The organism is Specibacter sp. BI4 (assembly GCF_056680095.1).
The window spans coordinates 4579161-4594893 of the sequence record NZ_CM155265.1; the positions used below are offsets into that span (position 1 = coordinate 4579161).

General features: G+C 64.1%; 11 protein-coding genes and 1 tRNA gene. 3 read left to right on the forward strand and 9 right to left on the reverse strand.

The window, feature by feature from the left end:
* On the forward strand, positions 1 to 1002 hold the full coding sequence (locus AC1L6K_RS20565; protein WP_480950665.1) for a hydroxyacid dehydrogenase: 1002 nt from the start codon (positions 1 to 3) through the stop codon (positions 1000 to 1002).
* Between the two features lie 30 nt (positions 1003 to 1032).
* Here AC1L6K_RS20565 and AC1L6K_RS20570 read toward each other — a convergent pair whose 3' ends face one another.
* From AC1L6K_RS20570 to AC1L6K_RS20610, 9 genes are all read right to left on the reverse strand, one after another.
* On the reverse strand, positions 1033 to 1524 hold the full coding sequence (locus AC1L6K_RS20570; protein ID WP_480950666.1) for a hypothetical protein: 492 nt from the start codon (positions 1522 to 1524) through the stop codon (positions 1033 to 1035).
* The gene (locus tag AC1L6K_RS20575; RefSeq protein ID WP_480950667.1) at positions 1524 to 2174 is read right to left on the reverse strand and encodes a bacterial proteasome activator family protein; all 651 of its coding nucleotides are present in this window, start codon (positions 2172 to 2174) and stop codon (positions 1524 to 1526) included. Before AC1L6K_RS20575 ends, AC1L6K_RS20570 begins: the two co-directional genes overlap by 1 nt.
* Positions 2171 to 2347, reverse strand: a complete 177-nt coding sequence (locus AC1L6K_RS20580) for a hypothetical protein (RefSeq protein WP_480950668.1) — start codon at positions 2345 to 2347, stop codon at positions 2171 to 2173. Before AC1L6K_RS20580 ends, AC1L6K_RS20575 begins: the two co-directional genes overlap by 4 nt.
* A gap of 10 nt (positions 2348 to 2357) precedes the next feature.
* Positions 2358 to 2558: a YbdD/YjiX family protein gene (locus AC1L6K_RS20585; protein ID WP_480950669.1), complete on the reverse strand. Its 201-nt coding sequence runs from the start codon at positions 2556 to 2558 to the stop codon at positions 2358 to 2360.
* A 2-nt stretch (positions 2559 to 2560) separates the two neighbouring features.
* On the reverse strand, positions 2561 to 4828 hold the full coding sequence (locus AC1L6K_RS20590; protein WP_480950670.1) for a carbon starvation CstA family protein: 2268 nt from the start codon (positions 4826 to 4828) through the stop codon (positions 2561 to 2563).
* A gap of 269 nt (positions 4829 to 5097) precedes the next feature.
* Positions 5098 to 8034: a hypothetical protein gene (locus AC1L6K_RS20595; RefSeq protein WP_480950671.1), complete on the reverse strand. Its 2937-nt coding sequence runs from the start codon at positions 8032 to 8034 to the stop codon at positions 5098 to 5100.
* Positions 8024 to 8749 (reverse strand): ABC transporter ATP-binding protein, encoded by a 726-nt coding sequence (locus tag AC1L6K_RS20600; protein WP_480950672.1) that lies wholly within the window; start codon positions 8747 to 8749, stop codon positions 8024 to 8026. The genes AC1L6K_RS20595 and AC1L6K_RS20600 overlap by 11 nt, the downstream gene beginning before the upstream one ends.
* Positions 8746 to 9384 carry a PadR family transcriptional regulator gene (locus AC1L6K_RS20605; RefSeq protein ID WP_480950673.1) on the reverse strand — a complete coding sequence of 213 codons (639 nt, stop codon included), beginning with the start codon at positions 9382 to 9384 and terminating at the stop codon, positions 8746 to 8748. Before AC1L6K_RS20605 ends, AC1L6K_RS20600 begins: the two co-directional genes overlap by 4 nt.
* A 234-nt stretch (positions 9385 to 9618) precedes the next feature.
* Entirely contained in the window at positions 9619 to 10602 is a 984-nt protein-coding gene (locus AC1L6K_RS20610; RefSeq protein WP_480950674.1) for an NAD(P)H-quinone oxidoreductase, read from the reverse strand.
* A gap of 95 nt (positions 10603 to 10697) precedes the next feature.
* Between AC1L6K_RS20610 and AC1L6K_RS20615 the strand changes: the two genes are divergently transcribed.
* Together AC1L6K_RS20615 and AC1L6K_RS20620 are read left to right on the forward strand one after the other, a co-directional pair.
* Positions 10698 to 10785, forward strand: a tRNA-Ser gene (locus AC1L6K_RS20615).
* 384 nt (positions 10786 to 11169) lie between these two features.
* Positions 11170 to 15657 (forward strand): ExeM/NucH family extracellular endonuclease, encoded by a 4488-nt coding sequence (locus AC1L6K_RS20620; protein WP_480950675.1) that lies wholly within the window; start codon positions 11170 to 11172, stop codon positions 15655 to 15657.
* The last annotated feature ends 76 nt before the right edge of the window (positions 15658 to 15733 follow it).

Genomic DNA, 15733 nt, shown 5'->3' on the forward strand with positions numbered 1-15733 from the left:
ATGGCTCCGCGGCTCCGTGCACTGCTGGTAATGAACGAGGACCGCCTTGCGGATGTGTACCCTCGCAAGGTCTTGGACCGGCTGGCGCAATCAGTTGATCTGTGCCACCCACCGCTGAATCGAAGTCAGTTGGCCAGCTCGCCCGAGCTGATGAACGACGTCGATGTACTCCTGACAAGTTGGGGAGCGCCGACGCTGGACGCAGAATTCCTGGCTTCAGCTCCCAAGCTGAAAGCAGTGTTTCTTGCTGCCGGATCGATCAAGGGGATCGTCACGGACGCGTTCTGGTCCATGGAAATTCCCATAGTTTCCGCGGCTGCAGCGAATGCCATTCCCGTAGCAGAATTCACTCTGGCTCAAATCCTGCTTTGTCTAAAGCGCGTGCCAGGCCTGGCACGTGAGACGGCACGGAATGGATCACTTGCCGCCCGCCCACCGCTGGCAGGGGCGTACGGCAGTAGAGTTGGACTGCTGTCGTTGGGGGAGATCGGGCTTCATGTGGCCAGGCTCCTGCAGGCATTCAGCCTCGAGGTTGTTGTGCACGATCCGTATATTTCTGCCGAGCGGGCGGCAGCCGCTGGTGTGGAGCTGGTGACGCTCCCAGAATTGTTCGGGAGCTCTCACGTGGTCAGCATCCACAGTCCTCTTTTGCCGGCGACCCGGGGCATGGTGAACAAGGCGCTGCTCGAATTAATGCAACCGGATGCCGTCCTGATCAACACTGCCCGCGGGGCCTTGATCAATGAGCCGGACCTGGTCGAAGTTTTGACCAACCGCCCCGATTTGACGGCCATGTTGGATGTGACATGGCCGGAGCCTCCGATGCCGGATTCGCCGCTGTATGCGCTGCCGAACGTGTTTCTCACACCCCATGTTGCCGGCTCACTCGGATCCGAGTGTGCCCGTCTCGGGGATTTGGTCGCTGACGAGTGTCAGCGCTTTGTCGGCAATCAGGACCTGCTCCACGAAGTTGGCCGGGCCACGGAGCACACCCGGGCCTAGCGACAACGAAACGGCTGCCGATCAGCTCGTTTATCTTTCGGCCAGCAGCGCCCCGGCACGGGTGACGTGCTGGCGCACGATGTCGGCCTTGAGTTCGACGCCGGACACGGCCCCCACGCCGAGCCTCAGCAGGGCCAGGGCCTCCGCCGTCGCCGCGAGGGCATTGCCCGCGCGGGATAGTTCACGGTGCACGTCATTGAGGTAGCCGCCTGTCCCCGTGGGGATTTCCATCCCATCACTGGGCCCTGCGGCTTGGGCCTGCGCGGCAAGGCTGCGCACCTCAGGCAGGAGGTCGGCGAGACTGTCGGCCACCTGCACCATGGCCTCGTAGTTTTGGGCTGTTTGTGCCAGCGTTTGTGTTTGCGACGGCTGCGCCTCGGCCAGGCCCTCGAGCATCTGGTGGAAACGGTCGAGACCGCGGCGGAATCGGTCGTGGGTGCGGCGCCAAACACCCTTGCCGAGTTCAACGTCGTCGTGCTTTGCCTGCCGTGCGGCACCAAAAAGACCCTTGAACATGGGCATCAGAGGTACTGTCCGGGACCGCCGGAATCCGGCCCGCCCATTTCGCTTTGGCCGGGCATGCCCTGGTGCTGGTTTCCACCCTGGTTTGCCGAGGCACGCTGGGGCTCGCCGTTTTCGCCGACCACCACGCCGGGGGCAATCATCGTCCCGGGCGGCAGCTGGTGCATGGCCAGGCGGGCCGCTGTTTGCTGGCTGGCCATGGCTTGGGCGGCCATGGCGGTCTGGATGCCGTGGAACAAACCCTCCAGCCAGCCCACCAGTTGGGCCTGTGCGATGCGCAGTTCGGCATCCGACGGCGCACTGGTGTCCGTGAAGGGCAGGCTTAGGCGGTGCAGTTCCGCCACGAGCTCGGGGGCCAGCCCGTCTTCGAGCTCAGCAATCGAGGCCTGGTGGATCTCGGCCAGCCGGGCCCGGGCGGCGTCATCCAGCGGTGCGCTTTTCACCTCGTCGAGCAGCTGCTTGACCATGGTGCCGATGCGCATCACCTTGGCCGGCTGGTCGACCATCTCGGCCACATTGGCCGGCTTCTTGGCTTTCTTTCCGCCCGTGGAATCCCCCACAGCCGGGTCCGCCGCACCGCCTGCCCCGTTGTCCAAAATTGTGCCTTCAGCCGCTTCGTCAGTGGCCGGGATCTGCGCCTTTTCACTCATGGTGCCAGTCTCTCACGACCCGTCAACAGTTTCCCGGGATCCCATGCACCGCCCGGGCGCCGGCCGGTTGAGAGGCCCGTGCCGCCGTCGTCCATGAATTCAAGCACCGGCGACGTGGAAACCCGGCGGGCGTAGGGGAAAGTTCCCCTGCGCTCGCCAGCTTGCCATGTCATGAAAGCCGGGTCAGCAGCAGCGGCCCTCCGGGTTGGCGTCCTGGCGGTCGGTTTTGTCGCGCCAGAACTCCTTGACCGTCATGGGCGCCGTTGCGCAGCCGGTGGCCCGGTGGTGGTCAAGGTACTTGTCGTAGGAGTCCTCGCCGAGGACGCCCTTGAGGTACCTGTTCACGGCCCCGAGACCAGTGGCCGCACCGCGCAGCAGATCCATGGCTAGTGCCCGGACCGCGCTGATTGCTTGCCGGAATCGGCCCATTCCTTCATCAGGACCTTTTCAGCTGCCGTCGGCACGATGGATGCCGGCGCGAAGATCCGCGATGCCACGGCCGGGTCCTCCATGCTGGTGCCGCCGCCTGCCTTGATGGAACGGAGGGTGACGATGACCGCCGTCGCAATCACAATCAGGGACAGGACCACAAAGATGATGGACAAGCTGCCCTGCACGAAGGTGTTGCGGACAACGGCCTCCATGGCCTCAACCGTCTTGGCGGTGCCGTGGCTGGTCTCGCCGTCGGCCAGTGCCTGCTTGAACGCGTTGTGCTGCGCCCAGTAGCCCACTGCCGGAACGGTGGAGAAGATCTTCTGGAAGGAAGCGACCACGGTGACGACAGTGACGAAGACCAGCGGCAGAGCCACCATCCACAGGTACTTGACATGCGTGTTCTTGGAAACGATGACCAGGCAGACAGCCAGGGCGATGGCCGCCAGGAGCTGATTGGCGATGCCGAACAGCGGGAACAAGGTGTTGATGCCGCCCAGGGGGTCGGTGACGCCCATGATCAGGATCGCGCCCCAGCCTGCCACCATGATGGCAGTCGTGATCCACGAACCCAGGCGCCAGGAGGTGTCCTTGAACTTCGGCACAAAGTTGCCGATGGAATCCTGCAGCATGAAGCGGGCCACACGGGTTCCTGCGTCGACGGCGGTGAGGATGAACAAGGCCTCGAACATGATCGCAAAGTGGTACCAGAAGCTCATCATGGCCTGCCCGCCGGCCACCTGCTGCATGATGTGGGCCAGGCCCACGGCAAGGGTCGGTGCGCCGCCGGTGCGCGAGACGATGGACTCTTCGCCGACGTCGGCCGCGGTTTGGGCCAGTGTGGCGGGGTCAACGTGCACGCCTGTCAGGCCCAGCGAGTTCACGAATGCGGCGGCGCCCTCGATGGTGCCGCCAGTGGCTGCCCCGGAGGAGTTCATGGCGAAGTAGATGCCGCGGTCGATGGACAGTGCCGCAACGAGGGCCATGATGGCCACGAAGGACTCCATGAGCATGCCGCCGTAGCCGATAAAGCGGGCCTGGCGTTCCTTTTCGATCAGCTTCGGCGTGGTGCCGGAGGCGATCAGGGCATGGAAGCCGGAGAGCGCGCCGCAGGCGATCGTGACGAACAGGAACGGGAAAAGGGCACCGGAGAAGACGGGGCCGTCGGAGCGGCCGGCGAATTCGCTGAACGCGGGGACGTTGATTGTGGGACGGACCAGCACTATCGAGCCGGCCAGCATCACGATGGTGCCGATCTTCATGAACGTGGAGAGGTAGTCGCGCGGGGCCAGCAGCAGCCAGACGGGCAGGATGGCGGCGACGAAACCGTAGATGATGATGGCCCAGGCCAGGGTGGTCCGGTCCAGGTGGAAGAAGGTGGAGCCCCATTCGGTGGCCGCGACCATGCCGCCGCCAACAATCGCTGCCAGCAGAAGCACGACGCCGATCAGGGAAACTTCCATGACCTTGCCGGGGCGCAGGTAGCGCAGGTAGACGCCCATGAACAGCGCAATCGGGATGGTCATCGACACGGAGAACACGCCCCACGGCGATTCGCCCAGCGCGTTGACAACGACGAGCGCCAGGATGGCGACGATGATGATCATGATCAGCAGCGTCGCGATCAGCGCGGCGGTGCCGCCGATGACGCCCAGTTCCTCGCGGGCCATCTGGCCCAGCGAGCGGCCGCCGCGGCGCATGGAGAAGTGCAGGACCAGGTAGTCCTGCACGGCACCGGCAAGCACGACGCCGACGATGATCCAGATGGTGCCAGGCAGGTAACCCATTTGGGCTGCCAGGATCGGGCCCACCAGGGGTCCGGCGCCGGCGATGGCGGCAAAGTGGTGTCCGAAGAGGACGTTGCGGTCGGTGGGGACAAAGTCCTTGCCGTCGGCCTTGTATTCGGCCGGGGTGGCGCGCTTGTCGTTGGGCTTGAGCAGGAACTTCTCGATGACCTTCGAGTAGAAGCGGTAGCCGATCAGGTAGGTGCAGACTGCGGCGAAGACAAACCAGATGGCGTTGACGGTTTCCCCGCGGACCACGGCCAGCACAACCCAGGCCACACCGCCCAGCAGTGCAATGGCCGCCCAGATCGCAATCTTCAGAGGCGTCCACTTGTGTGTTTCTGCGTCGGCTTCCAGGTCGACGGCGACCGGTGGCAGATCCGGGTCTTGGACCAGGACATCGCCTTGATCGGCGGCCCCGCTTGACGGCATTGTCATGTTCTTCCCTACGCTAAGTCTTCATTACGGCCTTTTGAGGGTAGTCACAGCTTCTGGATTTCCTGCGCGGTGTGGCCCGGATCATGGCGAAATATCTGCCAACGGTAGCGTCTTTGCGATGAGCGGTGCGGGAGGCCAGGAAAGCACGACGGCGGGAGGCCACCTTTTCGGGGAAGGTGGCCTCCGGGCGTCGTACGTGCTGAGATGTGCTCGGCTGACATGTCAGGTGCGGTTGCCTCCCGAGGCACCTGGCAAGGCACCGGCGCGGCTCAGGCCAGGGTTTGGCGCTTGGTCATGGGCAGCTTGCCCTTCGTCAGCACCCAGGCGGCGGCCGCGCCAAAGAGCGGGACCAGGATCATCAACGCACCCATTTGCAGCCAGGGAATGACAATCGGGAAGCCGCGCTGCAGCGACAGCACCACGATCACCGGAATGGCTCCGGCCACGATGCCCAGCACTGTGCCGAGCATGGCTGTCATGAGTGTTTGGGATCCGGAAATGGCCTTGCGCAGTTTGGTGTCGGCACCAACACTGGCCAGGGTGGCGTGGTCGTTGCGCCCGTCCGCGAGCGCCAGACCGGCAGTGATGCCTGCAGCGCTCAAGGTGATCAATGCGCCGCCAATGACGATGAGCCAGAGCATGATGCCGATGTTGGTGGCCGGCCCACTTTCAAATCGGACTGAGCTGAAGGGGCCCAGCATCGGGGACAGCACTGACTGGACCTGGTCGGCCTCGGCTTGGCTGATTTTCCGTGGCGCCGTGACCAACAGCAGTTGCTCAGTGACAGGCATATTCATGGCTGCTGCCGTTGCCGGAGAGACAACGCCATAGAAGTTCAAGCCCTTCTCCGGGGCGTCCACCACCTCCGGCAGCGACGTCGAAGTCAACGGGGTCAGTTGGGAGCGCAGATACCGTTGACCCTCACTGGTTGAATCGTTGCGCCCCCAGTTTTCCGACGAGGACGGGTCGAAGGTGATGACCTCAGCCGACCCGTCCGGATGGAGGTAAATCCTGTTGCTGAGGACCATGCCGCCGTCGCGCAATGTTTGCAACGCTTCGGAACTCGGCACCCGTCCCAGCAGGGCAGTCAGCTCGGGCTCGCCGCCGGCAACAATGGCGGGCAGGTCCGTTCCATAGTTGATGTTGCTCATGGAGCCTGTGCAACGCCAGTCGCCAATCTCGGCGGGCTTCCAGTCCGGCTTAAGTTCACAGCGGTTTTCGCTTGGTTCGGCCAGGGCATATTTGGGGCACACAGTGGCAGGAGGCGCCTCGTGCCCACTGTCTGCCCCGACCTGCTCCCGCTGATCCAGATCACACTGGGTGTCGCTGGGTGTTCCGTTCAGGACCTGGGTCTGCACATCGGATCCCAGGGCATCTGTCAGGAGCGTGGTCATCGCGGCAGGGTCAAGCGTGACCAGTCCCTGCGCTTCCGAACGCTGCGCCCCGCCGCCCATGTCCGTGATCTTGTGGTCCACAAATTCAAGGCGAACGCCGGCCTGGTTGAGGTTGTGCTGCCACATATGGTTGTCGCTGCTGTTCTGCATGATGCTGGCCGTTCCCACCATCAGGGCACCGGACAGCGTGGCCGCCGCCAATACTGCGGCGACCGCCGGCACCGTCCTCCCCCGGTTCCTCGCGGAATCTCGGGCCGCCAAGCGCAGGGGCACCGGCAGCCACGACGTTTTGGCCGTGAGCAGGTCGATAATGCGCCCGGTCAGGCAAATCAGCCCAATCACCAACGCGACGGCCCCGCCAATGATGAGTCCGGAGCTCAGCGGAACCCACATATGGGAATCGGTCCTGTCGCGCACCATGAAGCTGACGACGACGGCGCCCACCATGGCGAGAGCGGCAAGCACCACAAACCCGAGTCCCACGAGCTGGATCCGCTTGGCGGGCGCATCAGCCGTGCGGCCGGACTTCAACGCTGACAACGTGGCTTGTTTGGCCACCGCACGGGCAGGAACCATGGCCGCGACGAGGCCTGCTGCCACACCCAGGAGGATGAGGCCCAGCGACGGCAGCCACATGATGTGGAGCCCCGGAAACTGGTTCAGGCCCAATGAACGAACCACGACAACGCCAATGGCCGCCGCCAGGCTGCCCAGCACCGCACCGACAACACCACCGGCCAGCCCCAGCCACAGGCCCCCGGCCGTGACAGTGGCCCGGACCATGGACCTCTCAGCTCCCGAGGCTGCCAGGAGCGCCAAGTCCCGTTGTTGCTTTCTGGCACCCACGGCAAAGGCAGCTCCAGCCAGCAAACCGACTTCCATGAGTGCCAAAACCCCGACAAGCACTGCCATGAGCAACAACGGCATTATGGAGGCGTACCGTCCATCGACTTGCATCGACTGGGCATCAGCCCCCAACTCGGTCTTGCTGGGTGGATGCAGGATCAAGCTGCGCGAGGTCACGGTGATGCCCTGGGCATTGAATCCCTTCGCATCAGCCCACGTCAGTGCCGCATCGCCAGCGAGGTAAACGGTGGCCGGTCCCAGTTTCGCTGCCAGCTCCGCCGGGAACTGCTCCGGAGTCAGAAACAGGAATGATTCACGGTCCCCCTGTCCCTCCGGGCGAATGGTGCCGACAATCGCGAAGGTGCCGGCCGCCGTCGTGAGTTCATCGCCAAGATTCAGGCCAAAGCGGTCCAGGAGTCCGCGCGTCCCCAGAGCCTCGGTCGCCACGGCGGGGGCACTGCCGTCGATCAGCGTGTACTTGCCCTCGAAAGCCGGGCTCAGCACGTCCGTCACGGTGACGCCCACTTCGACCTGTGCATTGCCCACGACGGTGTAAACACTGGTGGCCCACCACGGAATTGCCGTGAATCCGGCCGGAACGGCATCGGCGGGAACCGTGGGAACAAAGTCAGGGTCGGGCGCGCCCCCGGGCGCCCCCAGGCCGAAGGCCACATCGCCTTGAATGGCTTGGATCGAAGTGCCATTTTGCGCATGCATGTCCGAAAGCCGCCCCTGGGTTTGGCCCAACTCCATGGCAACAGTTTCCGCAGGTGTTGCGACGGCGCTCATGCCCACCGTGGCGGCGGCCGACATGGCAAAAATGGGCAGCGCAATCAACGCAATGATGAGCGCCGAGCGGCCCTTGTGGCGGAGGATGTCGCGCCACGCCATCTTCAAGGCAAGGCGAAACCGGTGCTGCCCGCCACCCTTGACGGGGCTCAGGTCGAGCGCCACCTCAGCGCGCAATGCCGGAGAGCAGCACGGAGGGATCATTCTGCGAGGCCGCTTCATCAACAATGCGGCCATCCTTCAGGAACACCACACGGTCGGCCCAGCCTGCATGCCTTGCCTCGTGCGTGACCATGACGACGGCGGCCCCGGCCTCGGCGCGGTTCCGCAGCACCTCGAGAATGCCGTCACCCGTCGCCGAGTCCAACGCACCCGTCGGCTCATCGGCCAGAATCAGCCGGCGCTGGCCCACAATGGCGCGGGCAATCGCCACACGCTGCTGCTGCCCGCCGGACATTTGGTCCATGAAACGGTCTGCGAGCTGTTCAATGCCAACAAGACGCAGCGCGTCCTTGGCCTGGCGGCGTGCCTTCCTGGCCGGAATGCCGTCCAACTCCCGCGGCAGGGCCACGTTTTCGGCGGCGGTCAGCGTGGGCACCAGATTAAAGTCCTGGAAGACGTAGCCCACGGCACGGCGGCGCAGCCTGGCCAGCTCGTTGATGCTGAGGCCGCCCAGCGGCGTCCCCTCAACAAAGACCTCTCCCCTGGTGGCCTTGTCGAGACCGCCGGCGAGTGTGAGCAGTGACGACTTGCCCGAGCCTGACGGTCCCATGACTGCCACAAATTCACCCGCATGGATGGTCAGGTTGACGCTGCGCAGCGCCGCCACCGACGTGGCGCCTTCACCGTAGGTCCTGCTGACGCTCTCAAGCTGCAGGATTTCGTTGCTCATTTTGCGACCGCCGGATCCGTCGAGGCGAACGTTTTGGTGGCGGCGGCCGGTGCTGCCCCCTTCAAACGCGTGGCGGCCGCCGCCCGCTGGGCCATCCAGCCCTCGCAGTGGTCGAGCCAGCGAACCTCGGCCTCAGTGGTGAAGATCAGCGAGTCCAGCACCAGCAGCCAAGCAGCGTCGTTGGCACTTCCCATGCCGGAATCCTGGTTCAGCTGGGTGCCCGCATTGGTGGCGGCCGCCCGGCGCTGGCGCGTGTAGTCCTGCAGCAATCTCATGGATGCCGTTCGCTGGGCCTGCACGACGGCGGCCACGTCCACCTCATCGATGGTCAGGGCGAGCGCAAGCTTGATGGCGAGCTCATTGCGCGGCGGGTTGCTTGCCGCGACAGGTTGGGCGAACCAGCCCAGCACTTCGGCGCGGCCTGCGTCAGTGATGCTGTAGATGACGTGGCCCTCACCGTCGTCCCCGTCCTTTTCCACCAGCTCGTCGCGCTCCAGCCGGTCAAGGGTGGTGTAGACCTGCCCGATGTTCAACGGCCAGGTGGAGCCGGTGCGCTCCTCGAACTCGCCGCGCAGCTGATAGCCGTAGCGCGGGCTTTCCTGCAACAGCGCCAGCAGGGAATGTTTGATGGACATGGGAGTCCCCTTCGGATCGGCGCGAAAGCCCCCAACGAACCATCGCGACAACGGTATACATACCGCGTATGGTTAACCTACCTACTGAGTATGGTCGACGCAAGTCTTCGGCGGCATTCCCGCCAAAAATTCCGGGCACCGGGTGCTTGTTGCCGCTGAGGATCCGGAAAGGACCCGTCCACTCTGCGACCCGATTTCTCCGGTGCGATGGACGGCCCCGTGCCGCTGCGCCCCTTAGATCGTCAGCAGGACCTTGCCCACGTGCTCGCCCGAATCAAAGTATTCGTGCGCGGCGGCGACCTGGGCCAGCGGGAAGGTCTTGTCCACCATCGGCTTGACGGCGCCATTGGAAACCAGCGGCCAGACGTGTTCGCGCACGCCCGCCATGATGGTCGACTTTTCGTCAATGGAGCGGGCCCGCAGCGTCGTGCCAATGATGGCTGCGCGCTTGGTGAGCAGCGCACCCAGGTTGAGTTCCGCCGTCGCACCTCCCTGCAGGCCAATGACAACCAGCCGGCCGTAGGTGGCCAGTGTTTCCACGTTCCGGGCCAGGTACTTGGCACCGACGACGTCGAGAATCACGTTGGCACCGAGCCCGCCGGTGAACTCCTTGGTGAGTTCCACGAAATCCTCGGTGCGGTAGTTGATGGCCAGGTCGGCACCGAGGTAGCCGGTGAGCATGGCGACCTTTTCGTCGCTGCCGGCCGTGGCGACGACGCGGGCGCCTGCGGCCTTGGCAAGCTGGATGGCCATGGCACCGATGCCGCCGGCACCACCGTGGATGAGCACCGTTTCACCCGGCTGAAGCTGCGCCGTCATGAACAGGTTTGAGTGCACGGTGGCGGCAACCTCGGGCAGGGCTGCGGCTGAAATCACGTCGATGCCCTCCGGCAATTGCAGCACCTGGCCCGCCGGAACGGCCACCTGGGACGCGTAGCCGCCGCCTGTGAGCAATGCCACGACCTTTTCACCGACACTGAAGGGCCGGGTCACATTGGGGCCGAAGCCGGCGATCCGGCCGGACACCTCCAGGCCCAAAATCTGCGATGCTCCCGCCGGTGGCGGGTAGTAGCCGCGTCGCTGTTGCACGTCTGCACGGTTGATTCCCGCGGCAACCACGTCAATGAGCACCTCGCCGGGCCCCGGAACAAGAGCCGGCGCCTCGGTCACTGACAAAACCTCTGGGCCGCCTGCGCCCGTTGCAACTATTGCCTTCATGACCTTCTCCATCACCCTTAAGTACCCGTGAATCTTAGCCCCACCGGCGCTCATTTTGGTAGCTCGGCCCTGCCTATGAAACACTACTAGGGTAAGGAAGGTTGTCCGAGCGGCCGATGGAGCTGGTCTTGAAAACCAGTGTGCGGTAACCCCGTACCAAGAGTTCGAATCTCTTACCTTCCGCACGGAAAAGGGAAGCAGTCTCATCACGAGGCTGCTTCCCTTGTGTTTAAGCAAGGCGGGATGCGCCAGTGCCGTCCACAGCCGGACAAGGCAACATAAACGCACTTTTCAGGGGCGCCAAATAGGGACTTGTTCGCACAGTTAAGCGCGTGATGTTGCCCCTCGCACTGCTATTCGCACAATCTCTTCCTTTTTAGAAGAATAGACAGCCGTTTGCTTGACCGGTGTCAGGTGTTCATGAATGATTCACTTCAATGTGTTTGGCTCAAACACGTTCCTGCAGGGCGGGTCGGGGGGCCGGCTTTTGTTGCTCCCCCAATCGAAAACTGTGGTTCATCATCACTCATGGCACAAGGACGTGCCTCACTTTCGAGAGTTGGAGACATGACGAGCAACAACTTCATCAAGGCGGGGCTGGGTGCCGTACTGGCGTTTGGTCTCGCCGTGGCCCCGTTGGCGATTTCGCCCGCCATGGCCACCGACGAGCCGGCAACCGCGGCACTCCCCGCAGCTGTCACCCAGGCAGGCACCCTGGCATCACCGACTGTGATCATCAACGAGGCCTACCTCAACGGCGGCAGCGCCAACGCCGCCTACAAGAACAAGTTCGTGGAGCTGTACAACCCCACGGATGCCGACATCAGCCTCGACGGCTGGTCGGTGCAGTACCGCTCATCCGGTGGCCAGGCGGCGCCCACAGGGCTGGCTCCCCTTGCCGGCACCATCAAGGCCAAGGACTTCTACCTGGTCAAGGGCAGCTCCAACGCAGACAACGGCCGGGAACTGCCCGCCACCGATGCGGACGCCAGCGGCTTCAGCTTCTCAGGTTCCGCGGGAACGATTATCCTTTCGGACCAGGCTGCCAAGTTGCCGGCAGGCCTGGCCACCGGTTCCGTGGTCGGCACTCCCGGTGTTGTTGACCTGCTCGGCTACGGCGCGTCCAACACCTTCGAAACAGCGGCATCCTCAGCCGCCTCGGTCACGACGTCGCTGAACCGCGCAGGCTTCGTTGACACGGACAACAACACGGCCGACTTCACGACGGCTGCCCCTACGCCCACAGGCATCAACGGCACCGACGAACCGCTTCCGCCACCGGAAGAGTCAGGGTCCAAGACCATCGCCGAGATCCAGGGCGAGGGAGCCAAGAGCCCGCTCGAAGGCACCACCGCCACCACCAGGGGCAAGGTCACCGCGGCCTACCCCACCGGCGGCTTCAACGGCTACTTCATCCAGACCCCCGACACCGGCGGCGACGTTGACCCCGCCACCCACAAGGCCTCCGACGGCGTCTTTGTGTACTCCCCCGCCACGGTCGCCAACGTCACGATCGGCGACTACGTCGAGGTGACAGGACTCGTCAAGGAATTTGGCGGGCCCGACACGACCACCACCGAGATTGACGTCCCGGCCGGTGGCATGACGCAACTGGACGAGGCAGCGGCAGAGGTCAAGACCGCCGTCGTCAGTGTTCCGGCGACCACCGAGGCCCGCGAAACCCTTGAGGGCATGCTCGTGGCACCCGAGGGCCAGTTCACCATCACCGACAACTACTCGCTGAACCAGTACGGCGAGATTGGCCTTGCGGTTGGCGGGAACGTGCTGTTGCAGCCCACCTCCGTCGGGACCGTCGGCTCCGCTGAGCACGCGGCCCAGGTCGCCGAGAACGCTGCCAAGGGCATCAAGGTCGACGACGGCGCAAGCACCAACTTCTTCAACGTCCAGGACTCACCGCTTCCCTGGCTGAGCGCCGAAACGCCCATGCGGCTTGGTTCGACGTCAGAATTCATGGCCCCTGTCATCTTCGACAACCGCAACAACGCCTACAAGTTCCAGCCGTTGGAGGCGCTGACGCCCACCAACGCAGCAACTGTGCAGCCGATCGCGTTTGGCAACAACCGCGCCGCGGCCCCCAGCGATGTGGGCGGAGACCTCAAGGTTGCCTCCTTCAACGTGCAGAATTACTTCATCGAAACCGGCGACAAGAACGCCAACTGCCAGTTCTACAACGACCGGGAGGGCAATCCCATCGCCGTCCGCTCCGGCTGTGACCAGCGCGGCGCCGCCAATGCCGAAAACCTGAAGCGCCAGCAGGACAAGATTGTCGCCGGTATCAATGAATCAGGCGCCGATGTCCTCTCCCTGGAGGAAATTGAAAACTCGATCAAGTTCGGCACGGACCGCGACGCGGCCCTGTCAACCCTGGTCGATGCGCTCAACGTTGCCGCACCCGGGGTCTGGGACTACGTCCGCTCACCCGAACTGCGTCCGGCAGCATCCGTGGAAGACGTCATCCGCACTGCCTTCATCTACAAGAAGGCCGTGGCCAAGCCTGTTGGGGATTCCGTCATCCTTGACGATCCGGCCTACACGGGCATTGCCCGCCAGCCGCTGGCCCAGGCCTTCCAGCTCGCCGGCAATGCGGACTCCGCCAAGGTGATCTTGATTGCCAACCACTTCAAGTCCAAGGGGTCGGCCGCCACACCTGGTGACACCGATCAGGGCCAGGGGAACTCCAACCTGGCACGCACCGCACAGGCCAAGGCCCTGGTGAAGTTCTCCACCGGGCTTCAGAGCGCACAGGGCACCGACAAGGTGCTGCTCATGGGTGACTTCAACGCCTACAGCTACGAAGACCCCATGACTGTCATGGCCGACGCCGGCTATGTTGACCAGGGCGCGAAGACCGGCAAGCACTCCTACGCCTTTGGCGGTTTGGTTGGTTCTCTGGACCACATCGTTGCCTCCCCGGCCCTCGATGCGCTGGTCACCGGCGTCGACATCTGGAACATCAACTCCACAGAGTCCATTGCCATGGGCTACAGCCGCTACAACTACAACGTCACCAACTTCTACGACAGTTCGGCATTTGCCGCCTCCGACCACGACCCCGTCGTTGTCGGCCTGGCCCTCGGTGAGGCTCCGGTGGGCACGAAGGAAATCAACCTCCTGAACATCAACGATTTCCATGGGCGCATCGACGCCAACACGGTCAAGTTCGCCGGCACGGTGGAGCAGCTGCGTGCCGCATCGGGCGACGCCAACACGGCTTTCTTGTCCGCCGGGGACAACATCGGTGCAAGCTTGTTTGCCTCCGCCTCACAGGATGACAAGCCCACCATCGACGTGCTGAACGCGCTGGAACTCCAGGCATCCGCCGTCGGAAATCATGAGTTCGACAAGGGGTACACGGACCTTGACGGGCGCGTCACCGACGCTGCCAGCTGGGATTACCTCGGTGCCAATGTGTATGCGAAGGGCACCACAACCCCGGTGCTTGACGAGTACAAGGTCATCGACGTCAACGGCGTGAAGGTAGCCGTCATCGGCGTCGTCACGCAGGAAACCCCCACGCTGGTGACCCCCTCCGGCGTCGACACGCTGGCATTCGGCGATCCTGTTGAGGCCGTCAACCGCGTGGCCAAGAAGGTCACCGACGAGGGCCTGGCCGACGTCATCGTGGCCGAATACCACGAGGGCGCTGGCGCAGGCACCCTCGACGGCGCCACCCTGGAGCAGGAAGTTGCCGCCGGCGGTGCGTTCGCTGAGATCGTGAACGGGACCAGTGCCGACGTGGACGCCATCTTCACCGGCCACACGCACAAGCAGTACGCATGGGATGCACCCATCCCGGGCGTTTCCGCCGACGCGGCCCTGAAAACCCGCCCGGTGCTCCAGACCGGAAGCTACGGCGAGTTCATCGGCCAGATTCAGCTGCAGGTTGACCCCGCCAGCAAGGCAGTTGTCTCCTACACGCAGGGCAATGTGCCCCGCACCGCCACGGATGACTCCAAGCTTGTGGGCGAGTTCCCGCGGGTCGCCGCTGTCAAGGCGATCACGGACAAGGCACTGGCCGACGCCAAGGTGGCCGGCAGCGTTCCCGTCGGCAAGATCTCCGCCGACATCACGACGGCCCAGACCTACAATGCCGCCACCGACACGTACACCCGTGACGACCGCGGCAGCGAATCCACGCTGGGCAACCTGGTGGCCAACGCGCTGCGGGACTCGCTCAGCTCGAAGCAGACGGGCGGGGCCGAGATCGGCGTCGTCAATCCCGGCGGGCTCCGCGGAGAACTGATGTACCAGAACGAAGGGTTCGAGGACGGCGTCGTCACCTACGCCAACGCCAACGCGGTGCTGCCGTTCGTGAACAACCTGTGGACCACGTCGCTGACGGGCGCGCAGCTGAAGACCATGCTGGAGCAGCAGTGGCAGACCAACGCGGACGGCACCATCCCCAGCCGCCCGTTCCTGAACCTGGGCCTGTCATCCAACGTCGACTACACCTACGATTCCACCCGCGCGCTGGGCGACCACATCACCTCCGTGGTCATCAACGGTGCACCGCTGGATGAGACACGCTCCTACCGCGTGGGCACGTTCAGCTTCCTGGCAACGGGCGGCGACAACTTCCGCATCTTCACCGAGGGCACCGACACCAAGGATTCCGGCCTCATTGACCGGGACGCCTGGATCAAGTACCTCGGCGAAAAGTCGGCCACCACACCGATCGCGCCGGACTTTGCCCGCCGCGGCGTCGAAGTTGTTGGCACGCCGGGCACGGTGGATGCCAAGGGCAACGTCAGCTTCACGCTCAACAAGCTGGACCTGACATCCCTGGGCAGCCCGGCGAACACGGCCGCCACTGTCACGTTCACCGACAGCAAGGGCAAGTCCAAGGTGGTGGACACCGTGGGCGTGACCGATGGAAGCGCCAACGTCGCCTTCACGCTGCCGGCCGATGCCCGCACCAGCGGCACCATCAGCATCAGCGTTGCGCCAAGCGGCACAACCGTGGCGCTGCCGGTGAAGATCACCAACCCCAACGAGAAGTGCAAGCCGAACAAGGGGGCCAAGGCCTGCCTCTGATTTAGGTTGGCTTAAGTTCGGCTGCACCACCGTTTCCTGAATCACGACGGCGCACCCTCCTTCCATTTTTTGGAAG

Bases quoted from the DNA above. Each gene is read 5' to 3' on its own strand.
- AC1L6K_RS20565 (WP_480950665.1), top strand. From the start codon at position 1: ATGGCTCCGCGGCTCCGTGCACTGCTGGTAATGAACGAGGACCGCCTT.
- AC1L6K_RS20570 (WP_480950666.1), bottom strand. From the start codon at position 1,524: ATGCCCATGTTCAAGGGTCTTTTTGGTGCCGCACGGCAGGCAAAGCAC.
- AC1L6K_RS20575 (WP_480950667.1), bottom strand. From the start codon at position 2,174: ATGAGTGAAAAGGCGCAGATCCCGGCCACTGACGAAGCGGCTGAAGGC.
- AC1L6K_RS20580 (WP_480950668.1), bottom strand. From the start codon at position 2,347: ATGACATGGCAAGCTGGCGAGCGCAGGGGAACTTTCCCCTACGCCCGC.
- AC1L6K_RS20585 (WP_480950669.1), bottom strand. From the start codon at position 2,558: ATGGATCTGCTGCGCGGTGCGGCCACTGGTCTCGGGGCCGTGAACAGG.
- AC1L6K_RS20590 (WP_480950670.1), bottom strand. From the start codon at position 4,828: ATGACAATGCCGTCAAGCGGGGCCGCCGATCAAGGCGATGTCCTGGTC.
- AC1L6K_RS20600 (WP_480950672.1), bottom strand. From the start codon at position 8,749: ATGAGCAACGAAATCCTGCAGCTTGAGAGCGTCAGCAGGACCTACGGT.
- AC1L6K_RS20605 (WP_480950673.1), bottom strand. From the start codon at position 9,384: ATGTCCATCAAACATTCCCTGCTGGCGCTGTTGCAGGAAAGCCCGCGC.
- AC1L6K_RS20610 (WP_480950674.1), bottom strand. From the start codon at position 10,602: ATGAAGGCAATAGTTGCAACGGGCGCAGGCGGCCCAGAGGTTTTGTCA.
- AC1L6K_RS20620 (WP_480950675.1), top strand. From the start codon at position 11,170: ATGACGAGCAACAACTTCATCAAGGCGGGGCTGGGTGCCGTACTGGCG.